The sequence below is a fragment of the Winslowiella sp. 2C04 genome, from assembly GCF_050037805.1.
Classification (GTDB): domain Bacteria; phylum Pseudomonadota; class Gammaproteobacteria; order Enterobacterales; family Enterobacteriaceae; genus Erwinia; species Erwinia toletana_A.
Map to the genome: position 1 here is coordinate 1 of NZ_CP188300.1, position 25,776 is coordinate 25,776.

17 protein-coding genes, 4 tRNA genes and 3 rRNA genes are annotated in these 25,776 nt (G+C 52.9%); 18 read left to right on the top strand and 6 right to left on the bottom strand.

The features are described 5' to 3' along the window. Positions 1 to 302 precede the first annotated feature (302 nt). The 7 genes from ACP3TC_RS00005 (at position 303) to ACP3TC_RS00035 (ending at position 5,828) form a co-directional block, all read left to right on the top strand. A 16S ribosomal RNA gene (locus ACP3TC_RS00005) occupies positions 303 to 1,845 on the top strand. 74 nt (positions 1,846 to 1,919) lie between these two features. Further along, positions 1,920 to 1,996: transfer RNA gene (locus tag ACP3TC_RS00010), tRNA-Ile, on the top strand. 150 nt (positions 1,997 to 2,146) lie between these two features. After that, a tRNA-Ala gene (locus ACP3TC_RS00015) sits at positions 2,147 to 2,222 on the top strand. A gap of 195 nt (positions 2,223 to 2,417) precedes the next feature. After that, positions 2,418 to 5,326: ribosomal RNA gene (locus ACP3TC_RS00020) — 23S ribosomal RNA — on the top strand. A 140-nt stretch (positions 5,327 to 5,466) separates the two neighbouring features. Beyond that, positions 5,467 to 5,582 (top strand): 5S ribosomal RNA (rrf, locus tag ACP3TC_RS00025). Together the 16S, 23S and 5S rRNA genes with 4 tRNA genes alongside form the textbook arrangement of a ribosomal RNA operon. Positions 5,583 to 5,668: 86 nt before the next feature. Further along, a tRNA-Asp gene (locus ACP3TC_RS00030) sits at positions 5,669 to 5,745 on the top strand. 7 nt (positions 5,746 to 5,752) lie between these two features. Further along, positions 5,753 to 5,828, top strand: a tRNA-Trp gene (locus ACP3TC_RS00035). A gap of 166 nt (positions 5,829 to 5,994) precedes the next feature. Here the strand turns inward: ACP3TC_RS00035 and hdfR are convergent. After that, positions 5,995 to 6,816 (bottom strand): HTH-type transcriptional regulator HdfR, encoded by an 822-nt coding sequence (hdfR, locus tag ACP3TC_RS00040; protein WP_313854460.1) that lies wholly within the window; start codon positions 6,814 to 6,816, stop codon positions 5,995 to 5,997. Between the two features lie 122 nt (positions 6,817 to 6,938). Between hdfR and ACP3TC_RS00045 the strand changes: the two genes are divergently transcribed. Beyond that, positions 6,939 to 7,277, top strand: coding sequence for a DUF413 domain-containing protein (locus ACP3TC_RS00045; RefSeq protein WP_052900516.1), 339 nt, complete (start codon positions 6,939 to 6,941; stop codon positions 7,275 to 7,277). A gap of 27 nt (positions 7,278 to 7,304) precedes the next feature. Here ACP3TC_RS00045 and ACP3TC_RS00050 read toward each other — a convergent pair whose 3' ends face one another. Then, complete coding sequence (locus tag ACP3TC_RS00050; protein WP_426817282.1) at positions 7,305 to 8,828, bottom strand: YifB family Mg chelatase-like AAA ATPase; 1,524 nt, start codon at positions 8,826 to 8,828, stop codon at positions 7,305 to 7,307. Between the two features lie 333 nt (positions 8,829 to 9,161). Between ACP3TC_RS00050 and ilvL the strand changes: the two genes are divergently transcribed. From ilvL to ilvA, 6 genes are all read left to right on the top strand, one after another. Then, a complete protein-coding gene (ilvL, locus tag ACP3TC_RS00055; RefSeq protein ID WP_072133251.1) occupies positions 9,162 to 9,260 on the top strand; it encodes an ilv operon leader peptide in 99 nt (32 codons plus the stop codon). Between the two features lie 150 nt (positions 9,261 to 9,410). Then, complete coding sequence (gene ilvG / locus ACP3TC_RS00060; protein ID WP_313854455.1) at positions 9,411 to 11,057, top strand: acetolactate synthase 2 catalytic subunit; 1,647 nt, start codon at positions 9,411 to 9,413, stop codon at positions 11,055 to 11,057. Further along, positions 11,054 to 11,311 (top strand): acetolactate synthase 2 small subunit, encoded by a 258-nt coding sequence (ilvM, locus tag ACP3TC_RS00065; RefSeq protein WP_313854453.1) that lies wholly within the window; start codon positions 11,054 to 11,056, stop codon positions 11,309 to 11,311. Before ilvG ends, ilvM begins: the two co-directional genes overlap by 4 nt. Before the next feature lie 18 nt (positions 11,312 to 11,329). Next, the gene (gene ilvE / locus ACP3TC_RS00070; RefSeq protein ID WP_313854451.1) at positions 11,330 to 12,259 is read left to right on the top strand and encodes a branched-chain-amino-acid transaminase; all 930 of its coding nucleotides are present in this window, start codon (positions 11,330 to 11,332) and stop codon (positions 12,257 to 12,259) included. Positions 12,260 to 12,324: 65 nt separating this feature from the next. Then, the gene (gene ilvD / locus ACP3TC_RS00075) at positions 12,325 to 14,175 is read left to right on the top strand and encodes a dihydroxy-acid dehydratase (protein WP_313854449.1); all 1,851 of its coding nucleotides are present in this window, start codon (positions 12,325 to 12,327) and stop codon (positions 14,173 to 14,175) included. Between the two features lie 2 nt (positions 14,176 to 14,177). Then, positions 14,178 to 15,725: a threonine ammonia-lyase, biosynthetic gene (gene ilvA / locus ACP3TC_RS00080; protein ID WP_313854447.1), complete on the top strand. Its 1,548-nt coding sequence runs from the start codon at positions 14,178 to 14,180 to the stop codon at positions 15,723 to 15,725. A 23-nt stretch (positions 15,726 to 15,748) separates the two neighbouring features. Here the strand turns inward: ilvA and ilvY are convergent, their stop codons facing one another. Then, on the bottom strand, positions 15,749 to 16,630 hold the full coding sequence (ilvY, locus tag ACP3TC_RS00085; protein WP_313854445.1) for an HTH-type transcriptional activator IlvY: 882 nt from the start codon (positions 16,628 to 16,630) through the stop codon (positions 15,749 to 15,751). Between the two features lie 166 nt (positions 16,631 to 16,796). Between ilvY and ilvC the strand changes: the two genes are divergently transcribed. Then, positions 16,797 to 18,272, top strand: coding sequence for a ketol-acid reductoisomerase (gene ilvC / locus ACP3TC_RS00090; protein ID WP_426817283.1), 1,476 nt, complete (start codon positions 16,797 to 16,799; stop codon positions 18,270 to 18,272). Positions 18,273 to 18,322: 50 nt separating this feature from the next. On the opposite strand, the gene ppiC is transcribed toward ilvC, so the two are convergent. Beyond that, complete coding sequence (ppiC, locus tag ACP3TC_RS00095; RefSeq protein ID WP_052900528.1) at positions 18,323 to 18,604, bottom strand: peptidylprolyl isomerase PpiC; 282 nt, start codon at positions 18,602 to 18,604, stop codon at positions 18,323 to 18,325. Between the two features lie 88 nt (positions 18,605 to 18,692). On the opposite strand from ppiC, the gene rep reads away from it, so the two are divergent. Continuing rightward, on the top strand, positions 18,693 to 20,714 hold the full coding sequence (gene rep / locus ACP3TC_RS00100) for a DNA helicase Rep (RefSeq protein WP_426817284.1): 2,022 nt from the start codon (positions 18,693 to 18,695) through the stop codon (positions 20,712 to 20,714). Between the two features lie 2 nt (positions 20,715 to 20,716). Here rep and gppA read toward each other — a convergent pair whose 3' ends face one another. Together gppA and rhlB are read right to left on the bottom strand one after the other, a co-directional pair. Then, complete coding sequence (gene gppA / locus ACP3TC_RS00105; RefSeq protein WP_313854439.1) at positions 20,717 to 22,201, bottom strand: guanosine-5'-triphosphate,3'-diphosphate diphosphatase; 1,485 nt, start codon at positions 22,199 to 22,201, stop codon at positions 20,717 to 20,719. A gap of 7 nt (positions 22,202 to 22,208) precedes the next feature. Continuing rightward, positions 22,209 to 23,504 (bottom strand): ATP-dependent RNA helicase RhlB, encoded by a 1,296-nt coding sequence (rhlB, locus tag ACP3TC_RS00110; protein ID WP_313854438.1) that lies wholly within the window; start codon positions 23,502 to 23,504, stop codon positions 22,209 to 22,211. Between the two features lie 117 nt (positions 23,505 to 23,621). On the opposite strand from rhlB, the gene trxA reads away from it, so the two are divergent. Together trxA and rho are read left to right on the top strand one after the other, a co-directional pair. After that, on the top strand, positions 23,622 to 23,954 hold the full coding sequence (gene trxA, locus ACP3TC_RS00115) for a thioredoxin TrxA (protein WP_313854435.1): 333 nt from the start codon (positions 23,622 to 23,624) through the stop codon (positions 23,952 to 23,954). Positions 23,955 to 24,317: 363 nt separating this feature from the next. Further along, positions 24,318 to 25,577 (top strand): transcription termination factor Rho, encoded by a 1,260-nt coding sequence (rho, locus tag ACP3TC_RS00120; RefSeq protein WP_052900533.1) that lies wholly within the window; start codon positions 24,318 to 24,320, stop codon positions 25,575 to 25,577. Positions 25,578 to 25,776 lie beyond the last annotated feature (199 nt).

Sequence of the window (25,776 nt, forward strand, 5' to 3'; positions counted from 1 at the left end):
TCCCTATAATGCGCCTCCACTGACACGGAACAACGACTTAACGGTCGCCGCATCAGGAAGAGAAAAGTAAAAAAATACTTGACTCTTCAAGAGGAAAGCGTAATATACGTGACCTCGCAACAGCAACTTAAAATGCTGATTGCACTGCTCTTTAACAATTTATCAGACAATCTGTGTGGGCACTCGCAGGGTTGATATCGCAAACCATCTTCGGATGGAAAAAATTTGAAATATCAAGTCTCAAGAGTGACTACTATATTCATTACGAATAACAGTTTTAATTCTTTGAGCATCAAGCTTTTTAATTGAAGAGTTTGATCATGGCTCAGATTGAACGCTGGCGGCAGGCCTAACACATGCAAGTCGAACGGTAGCACAGGGGAGCTTGCTCCCTGGGTGACGAGTGGCGGACGGGTGAGTAATGTCTGGGGATCTGCCCGATGGAGGGGGATAACTACTGGAAACGGTAGCTAATACCGCATAACGTCGCAAGACCAAAGTGGGGGACCTTCGGGCCTCACACCATCGGATGAACCCAGATGGGATTAGCTAGTAGGTGGGGTAACGGCTCACCTAGGCGACGATCCCTAGCTGGTCTGAGAGGATGACCAGCCACACTGGAACTGAGACACGGTCCAGACTCCTACGGGAGGCAGCAGTGGGGAATATTGCACAATGGGCGCAAGCCTGATGCAGCCATGCCGCGTGTATGAAGAAGGCCTTCGGGTTGTAAAGTACTTTCAGCGGGGAGGAAGGGATGAGGGTTAATAACCTTCGTCATTGACGTTACCCGCAGAAGAAGCACCGGCTAACTCCGTGCCAGCAGCCGCGGTAATACGGAGGGTGCAAGCGTTAATCGGAATTACTGGGCGTAAAGCGCACGCAGGCGGTTTGTTAAGTCAGATGTGAAATCCCCGGGCTCAACCTGGGAACTGCATTTGAAACTGGCAAGCTTGAGTCTCGTAGAGGGGGGTAGAATTCCAGGTGTAGCGGTGAAATGCGTAGAGATCTGGAGGAATACCGGTGGCGAAGGCGGCCCCCTGGACGAAGACTGACGCTCAGGTGCGAAAGCGTGGGGAGCAAACAGGATTAGATACCCTGGTAGTCCACGCCGTAAACGATGTCGACTTGGAGGTTGTGCCCTTGAGGCGTGGCTTCCGGAGCTAACGCGTTAAGTCGACCGCCTGGGGAGTACGGCCGCAAGGTTAAAACTCAAATGAATTGACGGGGGCCCGCACAAGCGGTGGAGCATGTGGTTTAATTCGATGCAACGCGAAGAACCTTACCTGGCCTTGACATCCACGGAATTCGGCAGAGATGCCTTAGTGCCTTCGGGAACCGTGAGACAGGTGCTGCATGGCTGTCGTCAGCTCGTGTTGTGAAATGTTGGGTTAAGTCCCGCAACGAGCGCAACCCTTATCCTTTGTTGCCAGCGAGTCATGTCGGGAACTCAAAGGAGACTGCCGGTGATAAACCGGAGGAAGGTGGGGATGACGTCAAGTCATCATGGCCCTTACGGCCAGGGCTACACACGTGCTACAATGGCGCATACAAAGAGAAGCGACCTCGCGAGAGCAAGCGGACCTCATAAAGTGCATCGTAGTCCGGATCGGAGTCTGCAACTCGACTCCGTGAAGTCGGAATCGCTAGTAATCGTAGATCAGAATGCTACGGTGAATACGTTCCCGGGCCTTGTACACACCGCCCGTCACACCATGGGAGTGGGTTGCAAAAGAAGTAGGTAGCTTAACCTTCGGGAGGGCGCTTACCACTTTGTGATTCATGACTGGGGTGAAGTCGTAACAAGGTAACCGTAGGGGAACCTGCGGTTGGATCACCTCCTTACCTATGTGAAGATACCCGCGTAGTGCCCACACAGATTGTCTGATGAAAAAGTAACGAGCAGAAAAAACCTCTACAGGCTTGTAGCTCAGGTGGTTAGAGCGCACCCCTGATAAGGGTGAGGTCGGTGGTTCAAGTCCACTCAGGCCTACCAAATTCCTTCTCATGCTGCGTTATGCAGTCGGTCGTTTACCGAAGTAAACTTCCCTCCCGCACGCCTTGCCTGAGAACGAATTAGCATTTCTTCAAAAGAGAGATGTGACTCCTGGTGAGTGGTAGTAGATGGTCTCTGCAGTAACTGTATGGGGCTATAGCTCAGCTGGGAGAGCGCCTGCCTTGCACGCAGGAGGTCAGCGGTTCGATCCCGCTTAGCTCCACCATACTGTTTACTCAAAAAATACTTCAGAGCAAACCGGCAACGGTGTGCTGCGAAGTATTATGCTCTTTAACAATCCGGAACAAGCTGAAAATTGAAACGACGCGTCGTCTCATTTCTCCGTAATAAGAAATGAATCGCGATGTGTTCGAGTCTCTCAAATGCTTGCAACCGCAGTGGAAACACTTGTGGGTTGTGAGGTTAAGCGACTAAGCGTACACGGTGGATGCCCTGGCAGTCAGAGGCGATGAAGGGCGTGCTAATCTGCGATAAGCGACGGTAAGCCGATATGAGGCGCTACAACCGTCGATACCCGAATGGGGAAACCCAATGCAATCCGTTGCATTATCATTAAGTGAATACATAGCTTAATGAGGCGAACCTGGGGAACTGAAACATCTAAGTACCCAGAGGAAAAGAAATCAACCGAGATTCCCCCAGTAGCGGCGAGCGAACGGGGAACAGCCCAGAACCTGAATCAGTTTGTGCAGCAGTGGAAGCCTCTGGAAAGTGGCGCGATACAGGGTGATAGCCCCGTACACGAAGCTGCACTTGTTGTGAGTTCGATGAGTAGGGCGGGACACGTGACATCCTGTCTGAATATGGGGGGACCATCCTCCAAGGCTAAATACTCCTGACTGACCGATAGTGAACCAGTACCGTGAGGGAAAGGCGAAAAGAACCCCGGCGAGGGGAGTGAAACAGAACCTGAAACCGTGTACGTACAAGCAGTGGGAGCCTTGATTTATCAGGGTGACTGCGTACCTTTTGTATAATGGGTCAGCGACTTATATTCTGTAGCAAGGTTAACCGTATAGGGGAGCCGCAGGGAAACCGAGTCTTAACTGGGCGTTAAGTTGCAGGGTATAGACCCGAAACCCGGTGATCTAGCCATGGGCAGGTTGAAGGTTGGGTAACACTAACTGGAGGACCGAACCGACTAATGTTGAAAAATTAGCGGATGACTTGTGGCTGGGGGTGAAAGGCCAATCAAACCGGGAGATAGCTGGTTCTCCCCGAAAGCTATTTAGGTAGCGCCTCGTGAACTCATCTCCGGGGGTAGAGCACTGTTTCGGCTAGGGGGCCATCCCGGCTTACCAACCCGATGCAAACTGCGAATACCGGAGAATGTTATCACGGGAGACACACGGCGGGTGCTAACGTCCGTCGTGAAGAGGGAAACAACCCAGACCGCCAGCTAAGGTCCCAAAGTCATGGTTAAGTGGGAAACGATGTGGGAAGGCACAGACAGCCAGGATGTTGGCTTAGAAGCAGCCATCATTTAAAGAAAGCGTAATAGCTCACTGGTCGAGTCGGCCTGCGCGGAAGATGTAACGGGGCTAAACCATGCACCGAAGCTGCGGCAGCGACACTATGTGTTGTTGGGTAGGGGAGCGTTCTGTAAGCCGTCGAAGGTGGACTGTGAGGTCTGCTGGAGGTATCAGAAGTGCGAATGCTGACATAAGTAACGATAAAGCGGGTGAAAAGCCCGCTCGCCGGAAGACCAAGGGTTCCTGTCCAACGTTAATCGGGGCAGGGTGAGTCGACCCCTAAGGCGAGGCTGAAAAGCGTAGTCGATGGGAAACAGGTTAATATTCCTGTACTTGGTGTTACTGCGAAGGGGGGACGGAGAAGGCTAGGTTATCCGGGCGACGGTTGTCCCGGTTTAAGCGTGTAGGCTTGCATTCCAGGCAAATCCGGAATGCTCTAAGGCTGAGGCGTGATGACGAGCCACCACGGTGGTGAAGTAACTGATGCCATGCTTCCAGGAAAAGCCTCTAAGCTCCAGGTAACACGAAATCGTACCCCAAACCGACACAGGTGGTCAGGTAGAGAATACCAAGGCGCTTGAGAGAACTCGGGTGAAGGAACTAGGCAAAATGGTGCCGTAACTTCGGGAGAAGGCACGCTGGCGCGTAGGTGAAGGGACTTGCTCCCGGAGCTGAAGCCAGTCGAAGATACCAGCTGGCTGCAACTGTTTATTAAAAACACAGCACTGTGCAAACACGAAAGTGGACGTATACGGTGTGACGCCTGCCCGGTGCCGGAAGGTTAATTGATGGGGTTATCCGCAAGGAGAAGCTCTTGATCGAAGCCCCGGTAAACGGCGGCCGTAACTATAACGGTCCTAAGGTAGCGAAATTCCTTGTCGGGTAAGTTCCGACCTGCACGAATGGCGTAATGATGGCCAGGCTGTCTCCACCCGAGACTCAGTGAAATTGAACTCGCTGTGAAGATGCAGTGTACCCGCGGCAAGACGGAAAGACCCCGTGAACCTTTACTACAGCTTGACACTGAACATTGAGCCTTGATGTGTAGGATAGGTGGGAGGCTTTGAAGCGTGGACGCCAGTCTGCGTGGAGCCAACCTTGAAATACCACCCTTTAATGTTTGATGTTCTAACCTGGCGCCGTAATCCGGCGTGGGGACAGTGTCTGGTGGGTAGTTTGACTGGGGCGGTCTCCTCCTAAAGAGTAACGGAGGAGCACGAAGGTCAGCTAATCACGGTCGGACATCGTGAGGTTAGTGCAATGGCATAAGCTGGCTTGACTGCGAGAGTGACGGCTCGAGCAGGTGCGAAAGCAGGTCATAGTGATCCGGTGGTTCTGAATGGAAGGGCCATCGCTCAACGGATAAAAGGTACTCCGGGGATAACAGGCTGATACCGCCCAAGAGTTCATATCGACGGCGGTGTTTGGCACCTCGATGTCGGCTCATCACATCCTGGGGCTGAAGTAGGTCCCAAGGGTACGGCTGTTCGCCGTTTAAAGTGGTACGCGAGCTGGGTTTAGAACGTCGTGAGACAGTTCGGTCCCTATCTGCCGTGGGCGCTGGAGAATTGAGAGGGGCTGCTCCTAGTACGAGAGGACCGGAGTGGACGCATCACTGGTGTTCGGGTTGTCATGCCAATGGCATTGCCCGGTAGCTAAATGCGGAAAAGATAAGCGCTGAAAGCATCTAAGCGCGAAACTTGCCTCGAGATGAATTCTCCCTGACTCCTTGAGGGTCCTGAAGGGACGTTGAAGACTACGACGTTGATAGGCCGGGTGTGTAAGCGCAGCGATGCGTTGAGCTAACCGGTACTAATGACCCGTGAGGCTTAACCTTACAACGCCAGAAGTGTTTTGGTGGTTGTGTGTGAGAGAACCATCAATTTCAGCTTGTTCATACGGATTAAAGAATTTGCAGAAACGAAAGATTTTGTGCTGGTTAAGCGCAAAAGATTCGTTTCACGCACAAAGAATTTGCCTGGCGGCTTTAGCGCGGTGGTCCCACCTGACCCCATGCCGAACTCAGAAGTGAAACGCCGTAGCGCCGATGGTAGTGTGGGGTCTCCCCATGCGAGAGTAGGGAACTGCCAGGCATCAAATTAGTACCATTTCCCGTAACGCGGAAGTGAGAGAAACACCTGAAGTCAGACGATAAGTCTGGAATCAGTACAGAATCGGTGGAGCGGTAGTTCAGTTGGTTAGAATACCTGCCTGTCACGCAGGGGGTCGCGGGTTCGAGCCCCGTCCGTTCCGCCACCCTTTTAGGGGCGTAGTTCAATTGGTAGAGCACCGGTCTCCAAAACCGGGTGTTGGGAGTTCGAGTCTCTCCGCCCCTGCCATAAAAAATAATCCTTTGCTTCGGCAAAGGATTTTTTTTGTCTGCAATTTGCCATGCAAGCTCACCTCTTACTCACCTCTTACTTCTTTTCGCTGCAAATAACAGCAATCAACTGGGCCAGCCATGGCCAACCCTGATTTTCTCTGCTCGCTTTTTAAACTTATGGCTTATTTAATGACCGGAAATTTTAACAGCTGACGGATATGAGACTGTTGATCGCTGTTCTGCAACCAGACTCCATACAAAGGGCGTACCACAACTGGTGTGTCTGGAATGACCAGCAGATCGGGATAAAAACTGTGCCAAACGTCTGGCAAAAATGCGCAGGCTCCGGTTGTATGCAGCAATTGTCGGGTTAAATGTGCTGAGGTGGTAGTGAGAACCGGCACGTCATCGGCCCCAGCCAGATAGCTCCCATGCTGATGAAAATCCGCACCCCATTCCAGCTTAATGTAATCATACTTTTCTCGTTTTTCGCTCTGTCGTGAGCGGAATAGCGTCAAAGAAATATGACCAATTTGCTGGCTGGTCAGCTCATCCATTTTCGGTGCTTCAGTGGTGATAAGCAGATCAAGCTGACGCTCATGTAGTTGCTTCACCAACAGATGACGCTGAGCGATTCGCGCTTCAAGATGCAGGTTCTGTTGATTCTCATACAGCGATTGTAGCCACGGTGTCAGATAGGCTTCCCACAATGAAGCGCTGGCACCTATCGACAGCTCGTGATGCTGCTGAGTGTGCGATACCTCCTTTTTTGCCATCATCCAGGTACTCATCAGACTCTCGGCGTAGGGCAGTAAACGCTCTCCGGCTGAGGTCAGACGAATATTATTGCGATGGCGGGTAAAGAGATTCACCCCTAACTGATTTTCCAACTGTCTGATACGGAAACTGACCGCAGACTGCGTGAGATAAAGTGCTTCAGCCGCACGCCCAAAGTGGCGAGTTCTGCTCACCTCAAGAAAGGTTTTAAGTAATTCCGTATCCACAGTTATCTCCCAAAAATCATTTGTCGTAATGATTTAAATGTTTTGTTTTACACTCTGTCAAGCCTATCTAATACTCCGCGCCATAAATAGCACGGCCATATAAAGAGTTAGGAGCGTGTAAAATGGCGGAAAGCTTCGCAACAACTAATCGTTTTTTTGATAACAAACATTATCCACGAGGATTCTCTCGTCACGGTGATTTCACCATCAAGGAAGCGCAACTTCTTGAACGTCACGGTTATGCGTTCAATGAGCTGGATCTGGCAAAGCGCGAACCGGTTACGGAAGAAGAGCGTCTGTTTATCGAAGTGTGTCGTGGTGTTCGTGAACCGCAAACGGAAGCGGAACGCGTCTGGTCAAAGTATATGACACGCATCAAGCGTCCGAAACGCTTTCATACCCTTTCAGGCGGTAAACCGCAGATGGAAGGTGTTGAAGACTACTCTGACAGCGACGATTAAAATAAATGGGGCCAAAAGCCCCATTTTTCATTCCAGACTTTTATGTAAATGGATCAGTAAGCGGTCGATAGCGCGATAGCTAAGAGCTTCATGCAGATGCGCACGCTGTATCTCTTCCTCACCCGCCAGGTCAGCAATAGTGCGTGCAACTTTAACAATACGTTGCCATGCTCTGACTGAAAGCCCCAGTTTTATCAGTACCGACTCCAGCCATTCAGCGTCCTGCTGAGAAATTACACACCATTGCTGTATCTCACTATTGCTTAGCATGGCATTGCTTTTCCCTGCGCGAGACAGCTGTCGCTCCCGGACTGTTAACACTCGCTGTCTGACCGTCTCTGTAGACTCACTACAACACCGTTCGCGGCTGCTTAACATTCCCGAAGGCAGTAATGGTACTTCCAGCGACAGATCAAATCGGTCAAGAAATGGACCTGACAAGCGACTGAGATAGCGCAAAGTTTGCTGCGGTGAACTGCGGCTGTGCATGCCCTGATAATGGCCGGAAGGGCTGGGATTCATGGCGGCAACCAGCTGAAAACGTGCCGGGTAGGTCACTTTAGCGCGTGCGCGTGAAATCGAAATCTCCCCGGACTCGATAGGTTCTCTTAATGCATCCAACGCCCGTCGCTCAAACTCCGGCAGCTCATCAAGAAACAATACGCCATTGTGGGCAAGAGAAATTTCTCCCGGACGCGGCAGCGAACCGCCACCGACCAGCGCATACATTGAGGAGCTGTGATGAGGCGCCCGGAACGGCCGCTGACGCCATTGTTTATGCATCGTGCCGCTACCAACCAGGCTGGCAATTGCCGCACACTCCAGCGCTTCGTGGTCGCTTAATGGCGGCATCAATCCAACCAGTCGGGTCGCCAGCATAGTTTTGCCAGTGCCGGGCGGGCCAATAAGCAGCAGATTGTGGCCTCCTGCCGCCGTAATTTCTAAAGCGCGCCTGGCCTGATGCTGACCGATGATTTCATTGAGATCGTGCGGATTTTCAGCTTCAGCCAACGCATCGGCAACGGCCACCGCCAGGCTGCTCTGACCATGCAAAAAACTACACACCTCCAGCAGATGGCTGGCAACTAAACTTTCGCCATGCTGGATTAAACCGACATCCTGTTGATTATCCCGCGACAGAATCAGCTGGCGACCACTATGCAGCGCAGCGATCGACGCAGGAATAGCGCCCTGTACGCCTCGTAGTGCGCCGCTAAGTGCTAACTCTCCCAGGAATTCATAGTCAGGCAACTTATCGTCAGGGATTTGCTCTGAGGCGGCAAGAATAGCGATGGCTATCGGCAGGTCATAGCGGCCACCCTCTTTTGGCAGGTCGGCGGGTGCCAGGTTGACGGTGATGCGTTTAGCTGGAAAGGTAAATCCACTGTTAATAATCGCACTTCTGACGCGATCGCGTGCTTCTTTTACCGTGGTTTCGGGTAAACCGACCAAAGATAGCGCGGGCAGACCGTTACTTAGATGTACTTCGACAGAAACCAGCGGTGCTTCAACACCCAGCGCCGCACGCGTTGAGACAATCGCAATCGCCATAATCACTCCTTGTGAGCGAACAGTGTGTCCGGAGAATCTCGCAGTGGCGAGGGCTAAAACAGAATGATGTGTGGTGTGTCGAAAATGATCGTCGACGGTTACAGATGGCTGAATAAATTCTGGCGACGCTTCGCAAAGCTGGCTGAAGTTTTTATCACGCCAGCGGTGTGATGAACTTTTTTCAGGGTTCAGTTTATTTACGTTATAACAATCGCTTAACTCAGTTATCTAACACTCGGCGCAAAAATTTCCGCCGAAAAAAGTTGTCATTCACTGGGTAACTGTGATAACTCTGTAGGCATTACTTCGAACAAGCGAAAAATAGAAACTAAAATGAAAGCCCTTCTACGAGTGATTAGCCTAGTCGTGATTAGCGTGGTGGTGATTATTATCACACCTTGCGGGGCTTCGCTTGGAGAAAGAAAGGCTTAAAAATCAAGTCTGAATTCACAAAAAACCCCCGCACCGAAAGGTCCGGGGGTTTTTTTTCGACCAGACGCAATGTCAGAGAATGCGAGAGGAATAAAGAATGAACAGTAGCATAAAATGCTGTTGTTCCCAGCGAGAGGCGGGGGAATAACTATGAATGGTGCTCAGTGGGTGGTTCAGGCGTTGCGTGCGCAAGGTGTAGAAACAGTATTCGGCTATCCGGGTGGCGCGATCATGCCGGTGTACGATGCACTCTATGATGGCGGCGTCGAGCACCTACTGTGTCGTCATGAGCAAGGTGCCGCGATGGCAGCAATTGGCTATGCACGCTCAACCGGTAAAGTGGGCGTCTGTATCGCCACTTCCGGTCCGGGCGCGACGAACCTGATTACCGGACTGGCAGATGCGATGATGGACTCCGTGCCGGTAGTTGCCATCACCGGCCAGGTATCGTCGGCTTTTATCGGTACCGATGCGTTTCAGGAGATCGATGTATTAGGCCTGTCACTGTCATGCACCAAACATAGTTTCCTGGTTGAGTCACTCGACGATCTGCCTTCAGTAATGGCAGAAGCTTTTGCCATTGCTCAGTCTGGCCGTCCTGGCCCGGTACTGGTCGATATTCCTAAAGATATTCAGCTGGCCAATGGCGAATTTACGCCATATCTGCTGCCAGTGGAGGAACCGCTGGCGCATCCGGTCAACGAGTTGCAGCAAGCGCGTGCAATGCTGGCTCAGGCGAAAAAGCCGGTGCTGTATGTGGGTGGCGGCGTGGGTATGGCGCAAGCGGTGCCGGCGCTGCGCGCCTTTGCTAAAGAGACCGGGATCCCGACCGTTGCCACGCTGAAGGGGCTTGGCGCACCGGATGCAAACGATGCCTGCTACCTGGGCATGCTGGGGATGCACGGTACCAAAGCGGCTAACTTCGCGGTTCAGGAGTGTGACTTACTGATTGCGATCGGCGCACGTTTTGACGACCGCGTTACCGGTAAGCTGGATACTTTCGCGCCACACGCCAGTGTGATCCATATGGATATCGACCCGGCAGAACTGAACAAGCTGCGTCGTGCGCATGTCGCATTGCAGGGTGATTTTAATCAGCTGCTGCCAGAGATGTACCAACCATTAGAGATAGCTGCCTGGCGCGAACATGTGATGGCGCTGAAGGCTGAGCACGGCTGGCGTTACGATCATCCGGGTGAGGCAATCTATGCGCCGCTTTTTTTACAGCAGCTGTCGGCCCGCAAGCCGGACAGTGCGGTGGTGACTACCGATGTTGGTCAGCACCAGATGTGGAGCGCTCAGCATATGAGTTTTAGCGCCCCGGAGAACTTCATTACTTCCAGTGGGTTGGGTACGATGGGTTTTGGCCTGCCTGCCGCGGTCGGTGCACAGGTGGCTCGCCCGGATGACACGGTTATCTGCGTATCCGGCGACGGTTCATTTATGATGAATGTGCAGGAGCTGGGCACCATCAAGCGTAAACAGCTGCCGGTAAAAATCGTCCTGCTGGATAATCAACGTTTAGGCATGGTTCGACAGTGGCAGCAGCTGTTCTTCTCTGAGCGCTACAGTGAAACCAATCTCTCTGACAACCCCGACTTCCTGATGCTGGCCCGTGCCTTTGATATTCCAGGCCAGCGCATTACCCGAAAAGACCAGGTCGACGCTGCATTAGATGCTCTGCTGAATAGCGAAGGGCCTTACATGCTGCATGTTTCAATCGATGAGCATGAAAACGTCTGGCCACTGGTACCGCCTGGTGCCAGCAACGCAAATATGATGGAGAAAATCTCATGAATCAGCATCAATTGTCTATCGAAGCGCGTTTCCGACCTGAAATATTGGAGCGTATTTTACGCGTTGTTCGCCATCGTGGATTCCAGGTTTGTTCTATGAACATGGCTTCGTCGAGCAATGTGAGCAATATTAATATTGAAATGACCGTTGCCAGCCAGCGCTCCATCGATTTACTGTCAGTGCAGCTGAGTAAATTAATGGACGTTGCCTGCGTTCAGATTCAACAACAGACAACACAACAAATCCGCGCGTAGTCGCGAAAGGAAATAAGAATGACGACGAAGAAAGCAGACTTTATCTGGTTCAATGGCGAGATGGTTAAATGGGAAGACGCTAAGGTCAGCGTAATGTCCCACGCACTGCACTACGGCACCTCAGTATTCGAAGGCGTCCGTTGCTACGACTCGCACAAAGGCCCGGTAGTTTTCCGCCATCGTGAACATATGCAGCGCCTGCATGATTCTGCCAAAATTTATCGTTTCCCGGTCAGCCAGAGCGTCGATGAGCTGATGGAAGCGTGCCGCGAAGTTCTGCGCAAAAACAACCTGAAAAGTGCTTACATTCGTCCGCTGGTATTTGTTGGTGATGTTGGTCTGGGCGTTAACCCGCCAGACGGTTATAACACTGATGTGATCATCGCTGCCTTCCCTTGGGGTGCCTACCTCGGTGCTGAAGCGCTGGAGCAGGGCATCGACGCCATGGTTTCTTCCTGGAATCGCGTCGCACCAAACACTCTGCCAACCGCAGCGAAAGCCGGTGGTAACTACCTCTCTTCACTGCTGGTTGGCAGCGAAGCGCGTCGTCACGGTTATCAGGAAGGTATTGCACTGGATACTCAGGGCTACATCTCTGAAGGTGCAGGCGAAAACCTGTTTGAAGTGAAAGATGGCATCCTGTTTACGCCGCCGTTTACCTCTTCAGCACTGCCAGGCATTACCCGTGATGCCATCATCAAATTAGCCAAAGATATGGGTATCGAAGTGCGTGAACAGGTCCTGTCGCGTGAATCCCTGTATCTGGCAGACGAAGTCTTTATGTCCGGTACCGCAGCGGAAATCACCCCGGTGCGCAGCGTTGACGGCATCAAGGTCGGCGAGGGCAAATGTGGTCCTGTCACCAAGCGTATTCAACAAGCATTCTTCGGCCTGTTTACCGGTGAAACGGAAGACAAATGGGGCTGGCTGGATCAGGTAAACCCATAAGTATAACGATTCGGCGAGCGGATTATTGTCCGCTCGCAACTTATTCAGACTGGAGTAAATAGAGCATGCCTAAGTACCGTTCCGCCACCACCACCCACGGCCGTAATATGGCGGGTGCCCGTGCCTTGTGGCGCGCTACCGGAATGACTGATGATGATTTTGGTAAGCCGATCATCGCGGTTGTTAACTCATTCACCCAATTCGTACCCGGCCATGTGCACCTGCGCGATCTGGGCAAGCTGGTCGCCGAGCAGATTGAAGCGTCTGGTGGTGTGGCAAAAGAGTTCAACACCATTGCAGTCGATGACGGAATCGCCATGGGTCATGGTGGCATGCTGTATTCACTGCCGTCTCGTGAGTTGATTGCTGACTCAGTGGAATATATGGTTAATGCCCACTGCGCCGATGCAATGGTGTGTATTTCCAACTGCGACAAAATCACCCCAGGAATGTTGATGGCCGCGCTGCGTCTGAACATTCCTGTCATCTTTGTCTCCGGCGGTCCGATGGAAGCCGGTAAGACCAAGCTGTCCGATAAAATCATCAAGCTGGATCTGGTTGACGCCATGATTCAGGGCGCAAACCCGAACGTCAGCGACGCTGACAGCGATCAGATTGAACGTTCTGCCTGTCCAACCTGTGGTTCCTGTTCCGGCATGTTTACCGCTAACTCAATGAACTGTCTGACCGAGGCGCTGGGTCTGTCGCAGCCGGGTAATGGTTCACTGCTGGCGACTCACGCCGACCGTAAACAGCTGTTCCTTAATGCCGGTAAACGTATCGTTGATCTGGCAAAACGCTACTACGAACAGGACGACGAAAGTGCCTTGCCACGTAGCATCGCCAGTAAAGCGGCATTCGAGAACGCGATGACGCTGGATATTGCCATGGGCGGTTCTACCAATACCGTACTGCATCTGCTGGCTGCTGCGCAGGAAGGCGAGATTGAGTTCGATATGAGTGATATCGATCGCCTGTCTCGCCTGGTGCCGCATCTGTGTAAAGTGGCGCCAAGCACGCCGAAATACCATATGGAAGATGTCCATCGCGCCGGTGGCGTGCTCGGTATTCTCGGTGAGTTGGATCGCGCCGGACTGATGAATAACGACGTGCGTAACGTGCTGGGTCTGAACCTGAAACAGACGCTGGAACAGTACGACATTATGCTGACTAAAGACGAAGCGGTGAAGAAGATGTTCCGCGCCGGTCCGGCAGGCATCCGCACCACGCAGGCATTCTCGCAGGATTGCCGTTGGGACACGCTGGATGACGATCGTCAGGAAGGCTGTATCCGTTCGCGTGAATTTGCTTTCAGTCAGGATGGCGGCTTAGCGGTGCTGTACGGCAACATCGCGCAGGACGGCTGCATCGTGAAAACCGCAGGCGTCGAGAAAGAGAGCCATGTTTTCCGCGGCCCGGCGAAAGTTTATGAGTCACAGGATGACGCGGTTGAAGCGATTCTCGGTGGCAAGGTGGTTGCAGGCGACGTGGTGGTGATTCGCTACGAAGGGCCAAAAGGCGGGCCGGGCATGCAGGAAATGCTCTATCCGACCACTTATCTGAAATCGATGGGCCTCGGCAAAAGCTGTGCGCTGATCACCGACGGCCGTTTCTCCGGCGGTACTTCCGGTCTCTCTATCGGTCATGCCTCACCGGAAGCCGCAGCGGGCGGTGTAATTGCGTTGGTGAAAGACGGTGACATCATCGATATCGATATCCCGAATCGCGGCATTAAGCTGGATGTGCCGGATAACGAACTGCACGCGCGTCGTGAAGAAGAAGAGGCACGCGGTGCCGAAGCTTACACGCCGCACGGTCGTGTACGTCAGGTCTCTCTTGCACTGCGTGCTTACGCGTTGCTGGCGACCAGTGCCGACAAAGGCGCGATCCGCGATAAGAGCAAGCTGGGAGGCTAAAAATGGCAGAGTCTCAACCGCTATCCGACGCACCCTGTGGTGCTGAGTATCTGCGCGCAGTGTTGCGCGCGCCGGTATACGAAGTGGCGCAGGTAACACCGCTGCAGAAAATGGAAAAAATTTCTTTGCGTCTGGGTAATACCATTTTGGTAAAACGCGAAGATCGTCAGCCGGTTCACAGCTTTAAGCTGCGCGGCGCTTACGCGATGATCGCCAGCCTGACGGAAGAGCAGAAAGCGCGCGGCGTAGTGACGGCGTCGGCAGGCAACCACGCGCAGGGCGTGGCGCTGTCGGCCACTAAGCTGGGCATTAAATCGCTGATCGTCATGCCAGTGGCGACGGCAGACATCAAGGTCGATGCGGTGCGGGCGTTTGGCGGTGAGGCTTTTCTGTTCGGCGCTAATTTCGATGAAGCGAAAGCCAAAGCGATTGAACTGTCGGAAGCTCAGGGTTACACCTTTGTTCCACCGTTCGATCATCCGGCGGTGATTGCGGGCCAGGGAACGCTGGCAATGGAGCTGTTGCAGCAGGATGCGCACCTTGATCGGATATTTGTTCCGGTTGGCGGAGGTGGCCTGGCGGCCGGTGTGGCAGTGCTGATTAAACAGCTGATGCCGCAAATCAAAGTGATTGCGGTGGAAGCGGAAGATTCAGCCTGCCTGAAAGCCGCGCTGGAGGCCGGTGAACCGGTCGACCTGCCGCGCGTCGGGCTGTTTGCTGAAGGCGTAGCAGTCAAACGTATTGGTAACGAAACCTTCCGCCTGTGTCAGGAGTATCTCGACGACATCATCACCGTTGACAGTGACGCGATCTGCGCGGCAATGAAAGACCTGTTTGAAGATGTGCGCGCGGTGGCGGAGCCTTCTGGCGCGCTGGCGCTGGCCGGGATGAAGAAATATATCCAGCAGCACGACATCAAAGGCGAACGGCTGGCGCATGTGCTGTCGGGGGCCAACGTGAACTTCCACGGGCTGCGCTATGTATCAGAGCGCTGCGAACTGGGGGAACAGCGTGAAGCGCTGTTGGCGGTCACGATTCCTGAACAGCAAGGCAGCTTCCTGAAGTTTTGCCAGCTGTTGGGTGGCAGAGCGGTCACCGAGTTCAACTATCGTTATGCTGATGCTGATAACGCCTGCATTTTTGTTGGCGTGCGCTTAACCCGAGGCATTGAAGAGCGCGGTGAAATCATCGCTCTGCTCAGCGACGGCGGCTACAAGGTGGTGGATCTGTCTGACGATGAAATGGCGAAGCTGCATGTGCGCTATATGGTCGGCGGACGCCCGTCAAAACCGCTTCGCGAAAGGCTGTTCAGCTTTGAGTTCCCGGAATCACCGGGCGCACTGCTGCGTTTTCTGCAGACGCTGGGTACCCACTGGAACATTTCGCTGTTCCATTACCGCAGTCACGGCACCGACTACGGTCGGGTACTGGCCGGTTTTGAGCTGGGAGAAAACGAACCGGAATTTGAACAGCATCTCACCGCGCTGGGCTATGACTGCCACGATGAGACGCGGAATCCGGCGTTCAGCTTCTTCCTGGCCGGAAAATAACGCGGGAGTTGTGAACGGCTCTCCTAAAGCAGACTCCAGAATGCATCGATAAGCGGCTCATTGAGCCGCTTTTTTTGTACGCAAACGCCCAGTTCGAACGGTGCAACTGATTCGATATTCTCCAGCACCAGCACGCGATTACGTACCGGTTCAGGGCTGTTCTCCAGCACCACGTCCGGCAGCAACGCAATACCGCAGCCCAGTGCCACCATCGACACAATCGCCTCATGCCCGGATACCGTGGCGTAAATCAGCGGATTGGCAATGCGTTGGCGGCGGAACCATAAGTCGATACGCCGACGCGCCGGGCCTTGTTCCGGCAGGATAAATGGAATCTGCGACCAGTCAGGCTCCTCCTGAGTCGCCTGACTGCGCACCGGACAAGACAGCGCCGGCGCGATTAATACCAGCGGAATATAGCCGAGCGGCGTAAAGTCGATACTCCCCGGTAAGGTTTCCGGGCGTCCGGCAATGGCCAGATCCGCTTCGGCAGACTGGACCTTCTCCACTGCATCGGCGGCGTCACCGGTTGTCAGCTTAATTTCAACCAGTGGATGTTCAGCACGGAAGCGGTCAAGAATCGGTGGCAAATGGCTGTAGGCGGCGGTAACCGAGCAAAACAGCCGCATTTCACCGCTAAGCGACGGGCCGTTCTGACCGATAGCGTGGCGCAGTTGCTGATATTGCAACAAAGTATGCTGGGCGAACTGGCGCAGGCGTTCACCGGCATCGGTCAGCGTAACAGTACGGTTATCACGTAAAAACAGCGCCTGGCCAAGATCCTCTTCCAGACGCTGAATCTGGCGCGACAGCGTTGAAGGGCTGACGTGCATGGCGCGCGCCGAGCGGCCAAAATGGCGACTTTCCGCCAGATGCAGGAAGAGTTTCAGGTCACGTAAATCCATGCGATGTGGGCCTCGTTTTTGCGTTGCAGTTCTTGCAATGTCACGTTGTTAATATATCAATTTAAGCAATGCATTTCCTGTCATATGATGGGGACAATTAACGGTGAGGCAAATAACCGCCACGCCACCAGAATAAATGATAAACACAACCTCATACGGAGTACCCATGGCTAACTATTTCAATACTTTGAACCTGCGCAACCAGTTAGCGCAATTAGGTAAATGTCGCTTTATGACGCGTGATGAATTTGCTGATGAAGCAAGCTACCTGAAAGGTAAAAAAGTCGTCATCGTTGGTTGTGGTGCTCAGGGCCTGAACCAGGGTCTGAACATGCGCGATTCTGGTCTGGATGTGGCTTACGCACTGCGCGCAGAAGCGATTGCAGAGAAACGCGCATCATGGCGGAAAGCGACCGAAAACGGTTTCAAAGTAGGAACTTACGAAGATCTGATCCCACAGGCCGACCTGGTGGTTAACCTGACTCCGGACAAGCAGCACTCGGCGGTGGTTCAGGCGGTTCAGCCACTGATGAAAGATGGCGCAGCACTAGGCTATTCTCACGGCTTTAACATCGTTGAAGTGGGTGAGCAGGTTCGCAAAGACATCACCGTAGTGATGGTTGCGCCAAAATGTCCGGGCACCGAAGTGCGTGAAGAGTACAAACGTGGTTTCGGCGTCCCTACGCTGATCGCGGTTCACCCGGAAAACGATCCTAAAGGCGAAGGCATGGCGATTGCTAAAGCTTGGGCTGCGGCCACCGGCGGCCACCGTGCCGGCGTTCTGGAGTCTTCTTTCGTTGCTGAAGTGAAATCTGACCTGATGGGCGAGCAGACCATCCTGTGCGGCATGCTGCAGGCCGGTTCACTGCTGTGCTTCGACAAGCTGGTAGCAGAGGGCACAGACCCGGCTTACGCAGAAAAACTGATTCAGTTTGGCTGGGAAACCGTGACCGAAGCGCTGAAGCAGGGCGGTATCACCCTGATGATGGATCGCCTGTCTAACCCGGCGAAACTGCGTGCTTTCGCACTGTCTGAGCAGCTGAAAGAGATTATGGCGCCGCTGTTCCAGAAACATATGGATGACATCATTTCCGGTGAATTCTCCTCCGGCATGATGGCAGACTGGGCCAACGACGATAAGAAACTGCTGGGCTGGCGTGAAGAGACCGGTAAAACGGCATTTGAAACCGCTCCACAGTTCGACGGTAAGATTGCTGAGCAGGACTACTTCGATCAGGGCGTGCTGATGATTGCGATGGTCAAAGCGGGTGTTGAACTGGCATTCGAAACCATGGTTGATGCGGGCATCATTGAAGAGTCTGCTTACTATGAATCACTGCATGAACTGCCGCTGATTGCCAACACCATTGCACGTAAGCGTCTGTATGAAATGAACGTGGTTATCTCTGATACCGCAGAATATGGTAACTACCTGTTCTCTTATGCAGCAGTGCCACTGCTGAAAGAGTTTATGACCACATTGCAGGCTGGCGATCTGGGCAAAGCAGTGGCTACCACGACAGTGGATAACGCACAGCTGCGTGATGTTAACGAAGCGATTCGCAATCATCCAATCGAATCAGTTGGCCGCAAACTGCGTGGCTATATGACCGATATGAAACGTATTGCGGTAGCGGGCTAAATCAGGGCGGCGTAAACGCCGCCTTTACAAGGCGCCCTCGGGCGCCTTTTTTAATTGCGGTACAACACTTTAATGATGTGGTAACCGAACTGCGTGTGCAGGGGACCGTAAGGTTCCAGCAGCGGGCAGGAGAACACCACTTTATCAAAAGCAGGAACCATCGCCCCTTGCTTGAACTCACCTAAATGTCCGCCTTTTTTGCCTGACGGGCAGGTGGAGTGCTTCTTCGCCAGCTTCTCGAAGTCGCCGCCATTTTTCAGTTGCTCCAGAATATCCAGAGCCTGTTTCTCTTCCTTAACAAGGATATGCAATGCTGCCGCGGTTTTTGCCATTATCGTACCTTGAGTCTTAGGGTTTCCGCTCGCTATACTACCACGCTATTATTTCTTCCCTCCGCAATTTCATTGAGTGACTTCCCCTATGCGTCTGAATCCTGGCCAACAACAAGCGGTAGAATTTGTCACCGGACCTTGTCTGGTGCTGGCGGGAGCGGGTTCCGGCAAGACGCGGGTGATAACCAATAAGATTGCCCATCTGATCCGTGAATGCGGTTACCAGGCGCGCCATATTGCGGCGGTGACTTTTACCAATAAAGCCTCGCGCGAAATGAAAGAGCGTGTGGCGCAAACCCTTGGCCGCAAAGAAGCGCGCGGGCTGATGATTTCCACATTCCATACGCTGGGGCTGGAAATTATTAAACGCGAGTATGCGGCGCTGGGAATGAAATCCAACTTCTCGCTGTTTGACGATCAGGATCAGCTGGCGCTGTTAAAAGATCTGACGGAAGAGTGGCTGGAGAATGATAAAAATCTGCTGCAACAGCTGATTTCGACCATCTCCAACTGGAAAAACGATCTGATCGATCCTCCACGCGCTGCGGCGCAGGTCAGCGGTGAGCGAGATAAAATCTTTGCGCATTGTTATGCGTTATACGATCGTCACCTGAAGTCCTGCAACGTGCTGGATTTTGACGATCTGATTTTGCTGCCGACCTTGCTGCTGCAACGTAATGAAGAGGTGCGTGAGCGCTGGCAACAGCGTATTCGCTACCTGCTGGTGGATGAATATCAGGATACCAACACCAGCCAGTACGAACTGGTCAAGCTGCTGGTGGGATCGCGCGCGCGTTTTACCGTCGTGGGCGACGACGACCAGTCGATTTACTCCTGGCGCGGTGCGCGGCCGCAAAATCTGGTATTGCTGAAAGAAGATTTCCCGGCATTGCAGGTGATCAAGCTGGAGCAGAACTATCGTTCCTCCGAGCGTATTCTGAAAGCGGCTAATATCCTGATTGCTAACAATCCGCACGTGTTTGAAAAGCGACTGTTTTCCGAACTGGGCTACGGTGCAGAGTTGAAAGTGGTGACGGCCAACCATGAAGAGCATGAGGCGGAGCGTGTCACCGGCGAGCTGATCGCCCATCACTTTATTAATAAAACGCAGTATAAAGATTACGCCATTCTTTATCGCGGCAATCACCAGTCGCGGGTATTTGAAAAAATGCTGATGCAGAACCGGATCCCTTATCGTATCTCGGGCGGCACCTCATTTTTCTCGCGTCCGGAAATTAAGGACCTGCTGGCCTATCTGCGCATTCTTACTAATGCTGATGACGACAGTGCTTTTCTGCGCATTGTGAACACGCCACGGCGCGAAATTGGCCCGGCGACGCTGCAGAAGCTGGGAGAGTGGGCGATGCAGCGCAACAAGAGCCTGTTTACCGCCAGCTTTGATATGGGGCTTAGCCAGACGTTAACCGGGCGGGGTCTTGAATCCTTGCAGCGTTTCACCGGCTGGTTACAGGAAATTGCCCGTCTGGCAGAGCGTGAGCCGATTGAGGCGGTGCGGGATTTGATTCGCGGTATCGACTATGAAAGCTGGCTATTTGAAACCTCGGCCAGTCCTAAAGCGGCTGAAATGCGCATGAAAAACGTCAATACCCTGTTCCAGTGGATGTCGGAAATGCTGGAAGGCAGCGATATAGACGAGCCGATGAGTTTAACTCAGGTGGTGACGCGCTTTACGCTGCGCGACATGATGGAGCGTGGCGAAAGCGATGAAGAGCTTGATCAGGTTCAGCTGATGACATTGCACGCCTCTAAAGGCCTGGAGTTCCCGTACGTTTATCTGGTTGGTATGGAAGAGGGGCTGCTGCCGCATCAGAGCAGTATTGATGAAGATAACGTCGAGGAAGAGCGCCGTCTGGCCTATGTTGGTATCACCCGCGCGCAGAAAGAGCTGACCTTTACTTTGTGCCGCGAGCGCCGTCAGTATGGCGAAATGGTGCGGCCAGAGCCGAGCCGTTTTCTGCTGGAACTGCCGCAGGACGATCTGAAATGGGAAAGCGAACGTAAAGTGGTCAGCGCGCAAGAACGCATGCAAACTGGCCAGAGTCGGGTAGCCAATTTACGTGCGATGATAGATAAGGCGAAAGGCGGCTAGTCTCAGGAAATCGTTAGCGGCCAGTGAACATAACTCTGCCAGTGACTTTCCTGCTCGAGCAATTCAGCGCGTAAGGGATGCGCCTCCAGCCAGCCAGCGGGTAAAGTCAGATGCAAAGTGTCATCATCAGCCTGCAATCGTACCGCTGGCAGGGCATCATCACGACGTCGGCTGGCAAAAATAATCGCCAGTCGCAACAATCGGCACATACGCTCTGCCATACGCGGCGGTACGGCATTTTGTTGGCTTAATAGCGCCAGATCGATGCTGTTTCCCTGATTTTGTAGCAAAGTTGCCAGCAGTTTTTTCTGAGCGGGAGTATAGCCGGGCAGGTCAAGATGACGAACTAAATAGGCAGCATGTTGCGGTGCCTGTTTGAAATCGACGCTGAGGCCAATTTCGTGGATCAGGCTGGCACTTTCCAGCAGTTCCCGACATCGATCATCCAGCTTCCACTGCTGGTTCACCTGGCGGGAAAAAGTTTGCGCCAGCTGACGCACGCGCTCTGCCTGCTCGGCATCAATGGCAAAACGGCGCTGAACATTTTGCAGCGTGCGGCTGCGGATATCGCGGTCAACAGGCAGATGCAGCATGCCATACACCAGGCCTTCGCGCAGTGCGCCGCCTGCCAGCAACATGCTTTCAATATTCAGCTCCTGAAAAATGGCGATCAGAATCGATAAGCCACTCGGAAAAACCAGCGCACGTTCCAGCGTAAGCCCTTCAATTTCAAGCTCTTCCAGTTTACCGCACTGAATAGCGCGCTGTTTTAGCTGCTGCAGTTTACTGAGAGTGATGCGCTCGTCCATTCCCTGCGCCACCATAATCTCCTGCAATGCCTGAACGGTGCCGGAAGCACCGACACAGACTTGCCAGCCGTGGCTTCGCAAGGTATCGGTTATGGGTTGAATCATGGCACGTGCTGCTTGTTCGGCCTGCTCAAAGTTCGCCTTGCCCAAATGGCGATCGGTGAAGTAGCGTTCCAGCCAGGTGACACAACCCATCGATAAACTGAACAGCGAGGTCGCTTGTGAACCACTGCCGGTGACCAGTTCGGTACTACCACCGCCAATATCCACCACTAAACGCCGATCGGAACCACCGGTAGTGTGAGCAACACCCTGATAAATCAGGCGCGCCTCTTCTTCGCCGGTGATAACGTTAATCGGGCAACCGAGAATTTCCCCGGCGGTATGCAGAAAGGCATCCGCGTTGGCTGCCAGACGCAGCGTGGCGGTTGCCACCACGCGAATCTGCTCTGGCGGAATGTCCTGCAACTGCTCGGAGAACAGTTTCAGACACTGCCAGCCGCGCGCCATCGCTTCATCCGACAGATGATTTTTCGGGTCGAGGCCCGCAGCGAGACGCACTTTACGCTTTATACGCGCAACGGTCTGGATATTGCCCGCCACCTCGCGCACCACTAACATATGAAAGCTGTTCGACCCGAGGTCTATTGCAGCATAGAGTGACGAGGTGCTTAGCATGGCTGACTTAACTCGAACGTTTACGGTTATTGTTGCGCGGCGCACTACCACGACGATTGTTGTTGTTACCACCCCGGCGCGGACCATTGCCTGAGCGATTACGCGTTAAGCGCTTCGGCGGTGGCAAATCGGTCATCAGCGCATCGCTGTTGTATTTACTGACCGGAATGCTGTGGCCGATATACTCTTCGATTGCCGGCAGGTTGAGTGCGTACTCTTCACAAGCGAGGCTAATCGAGTGACCGCTGGCGCCAGCACGACCGGTACGGCCGATGCGGTGCACGTAGTCTTCGCGATCGTCGGGCAAGTCGTAGTTAAACACGTGAGTCACGGCAGGGATATGCAAACCACGCGCGGCAACGTCGGTTGCGACCAGAATGTCTACATCACCTTTGGTGAAATCTTCAAGAATACGCAGGCGTTTTTTCTGCGCCACATCGCCGGTCAGCAAACCAACGCGATGCCCGTCAGCAGCCAGGTGGCCCCAGACGTCTTCACAGCGGTGTTTGGTGTTGGCAAACACGATCGCGCGATCTGGCCACTCTTCTTCCAGCAGCGTCTGTAATAAACGCATCTTCTCTTCGTTAGAAGGGTAGAACAGCTCTTCCTGAATGCGGTGGCCGGTTTTCTGCTCTGGCTCGACTTCAATGTACTCTGCGTTGTTCATATGTTCGAAAGCAAGCTCACGAACGCGCCAGGAGAGCGTGGCGGAGAACAGCATATTAAGACGCTGATTGGTGGCCGGCATACGGCGGAATAACCAGCGGATGTCTTTAATAAAACCAAGATCGAACATGCGATCGGCTTCATCGAGTACCACGACCTGAATGGCGCCGAGGTTGATATGGTTCTGCTTGGCATAGTCGATCAGACGACCAGTGGTGCCAATCAGCACGTCCACACCGCTTTCCAGCACTTTAAGCTGTTTATCGTAACCATCACCGCCGTAAGCCAGTCCTAATTTCAGGCCGGTAGACTTAGTCAGAGGTTCTGCATCAGCATGGATTTGCACGGCCAGTTCACGCGTTGGAGCCATGATTAGCGCGCGCGGTTGATTCACCTGGCGACCTTCAGCAGCCGGGTGAGAAAGAAGATGATGGAACGTTGACGTCAGAAACGCCATCGTTTTGCCGGTACCGGTTTGCGCCTGACCTGCTACATCACGCCCTTCGAGCGTGAAAGGTAATGCGAGCGCCTGGATAGGCGTGCAGTTATGAAACCCTTTACTTTCAAGGGCTTCAATCACCTGAGGGTGCAGGGCGAAGTCGGAAAACTTCTGTTCGGTTAAGTGTGTTTTGCTCATAGTGTGGTAGAATATCAGCTTACTATTGCTTTACGAAAGCGTATCCGGTGAAATAAAGTCAACCTAAGTTGGCAGATTTTACGCCAACCAGCCAGGCATAATCTTGTGGAGTAAGACATGAGCAGCGATAAAATTGTTCACCTGACCGATGACAGCTTCGAAACCGACGTCCTGAAAGCCGAAGGTTTAACGCTGGTTGATTTCTGGGCAGAGTGGTGTGGCCCATGCAAAATGATTGCACCGATTCTGGATGAAGTCGCTGACGAGTACGAAGGTAAGCTGACTATCGCGAAGCTGAATATCGATGAAAACCCAGGCACTGCGCCTAAGTACGGTATTCGCGGCATCCCGACACTGTTGTTGTTCAAAAACGGTGAAGTGGCAGCAACTAAAGTTGGCGCACTGTCTAAAGGCCAACTGAAAGAGTTCCTGAACGCAAATCTGGGCTAAACCCTGGTCGGCTCTGGCGGTCTTCTTAATTTTACGCAGACCGCTAGACGCCCGGCTTTAAGCGTGCTAACTTACTTTTACTGCATTGCAAACTTACTTACCTGTAGTTTGAATCTTAGATTTTCCCTTGTTGAATACTGTATTTCGCACCGAAATTTTCAGGCATTCAGCAATCTGACGGCTAGCATCAATAATTTCCGGCATCGCGTTCCAACCGTCTCCTCGTTTTCAGATCAGCATTTTCCTGCAAATGATCGCCGAGCGGACAACGGAAACAGTGCCATATAACAGGCATGGACGATATTGCCATACCATTCACGACAATCATTTCGAGATTTACCCCGAGTTTAAGAACCCACCATTATGAATCTTACCGAATTAAAAAATACGCCGGTTTCTGATCTGATAACTCTCGGCGAAAATATGGGGCTGGAAAACCTGGCCCGCATGCGCAAACAGGACATCATTTTCGCCATCCTTAAGCAGCATGCAAAAAGCGGCGAAGATATCTTCGGCGATGGCGTATTGGAGATATTGCAGGACGGATTTGGTTTCCTCCGTTCTGGAGACAGCTCCTACCTCGCCGGTCCCGATGATATCTACGTTTCTCCCAGCCAAATCCGCCGTTTTAACCTCCGCACTGGTGATACCATTTCAGGCAAAATTCGTCCGCCAAAAGAGGGCGAGCGTTACTTTGCACTGCTGAAAGTTAATGAGGTTAACTACGACAAACCAGAAAACGCGCGTAGCAAAATTCTGTTTGAGAACTTAACGCCGCTGCACGCTAACTCTCGTCTGCGTATGGAGCGTGGTAATGGTTCTACCGAAGATTTAACCGCACGTGTACTCGACCTGGCTTCGCCAATCGGTCGTGGCCAGCGTGGTTTGATCGTCGCACCGCCTAAAGCGGGTAAAACCATGCTGCTGCAGAACATCGCGCAGAGCATTGCCTACAATCACCCTGATTGTGTGCTGATGGTATTGCTGATCGACGAACGTCCGGAAGAAGTGACCGAAATGCAGCGTCTGGTTAAGGGTGAAGTGATTGCTTCCACCTTTGATGAGCCGGCTTCACGTCACGTGCAGGTTGCCGAGATGGTTATCGAGAAAGCCAAGCGTCTGGTTGAACACAAGAAAGATGTGATCATCCTGCTTGACTCCATTACCCGTCTGGCGCGTGCTTATAACACCGTTGTACCGGCTTCCGGTAAAGTGTTAACCGGTGGTGTGGATGCTAACGCCCTGCATCGTCCGAAGCGTTTCTTCGGTGCTGCGCGTAACGTGGAAGAGGGCGGAAGCCTGACCATCATCGCGACCGCACTGGTTGATACCGGTTCGAAGATGGATGAAGTGATTTACGAAGAGTTTAAAGGCACCGGTAACATGGAGCTGCATCTCGCCCGTAAAATTGCTGAAAAACGCGTCTTCCCGGCTATCGACTATAATCGCTCCGGTACCCGTAAAGAAGAGCTGCTGACTTCCCAGGAAGAGCTGCAGAAAATGTGGATCCTGCGTAAGATTATTCACCCGATGGGTGAGATCGATGCGATGGAGTTCCTCATCAATAAGTTGGCGATGACGAAAACCAACGACGAATTCTTCGATATGATGAAGCGCTCCTGAAAAACAGAAAAATCCCGCAAATCGCCACGCTCAGACGTGGCGTTTTTCGTTTATGGGCTATACGATATGTGTGCCAGTCTGATTAGTCAGGCAGCAGCGTATTAGATTCAATCGTAATTTGAATGACTATTAGCCCTTATTCTTTTGCGCTTTCTTTCAGTATTCGCTGATGGATTGTTCACGGGAATAGCGGTTAACT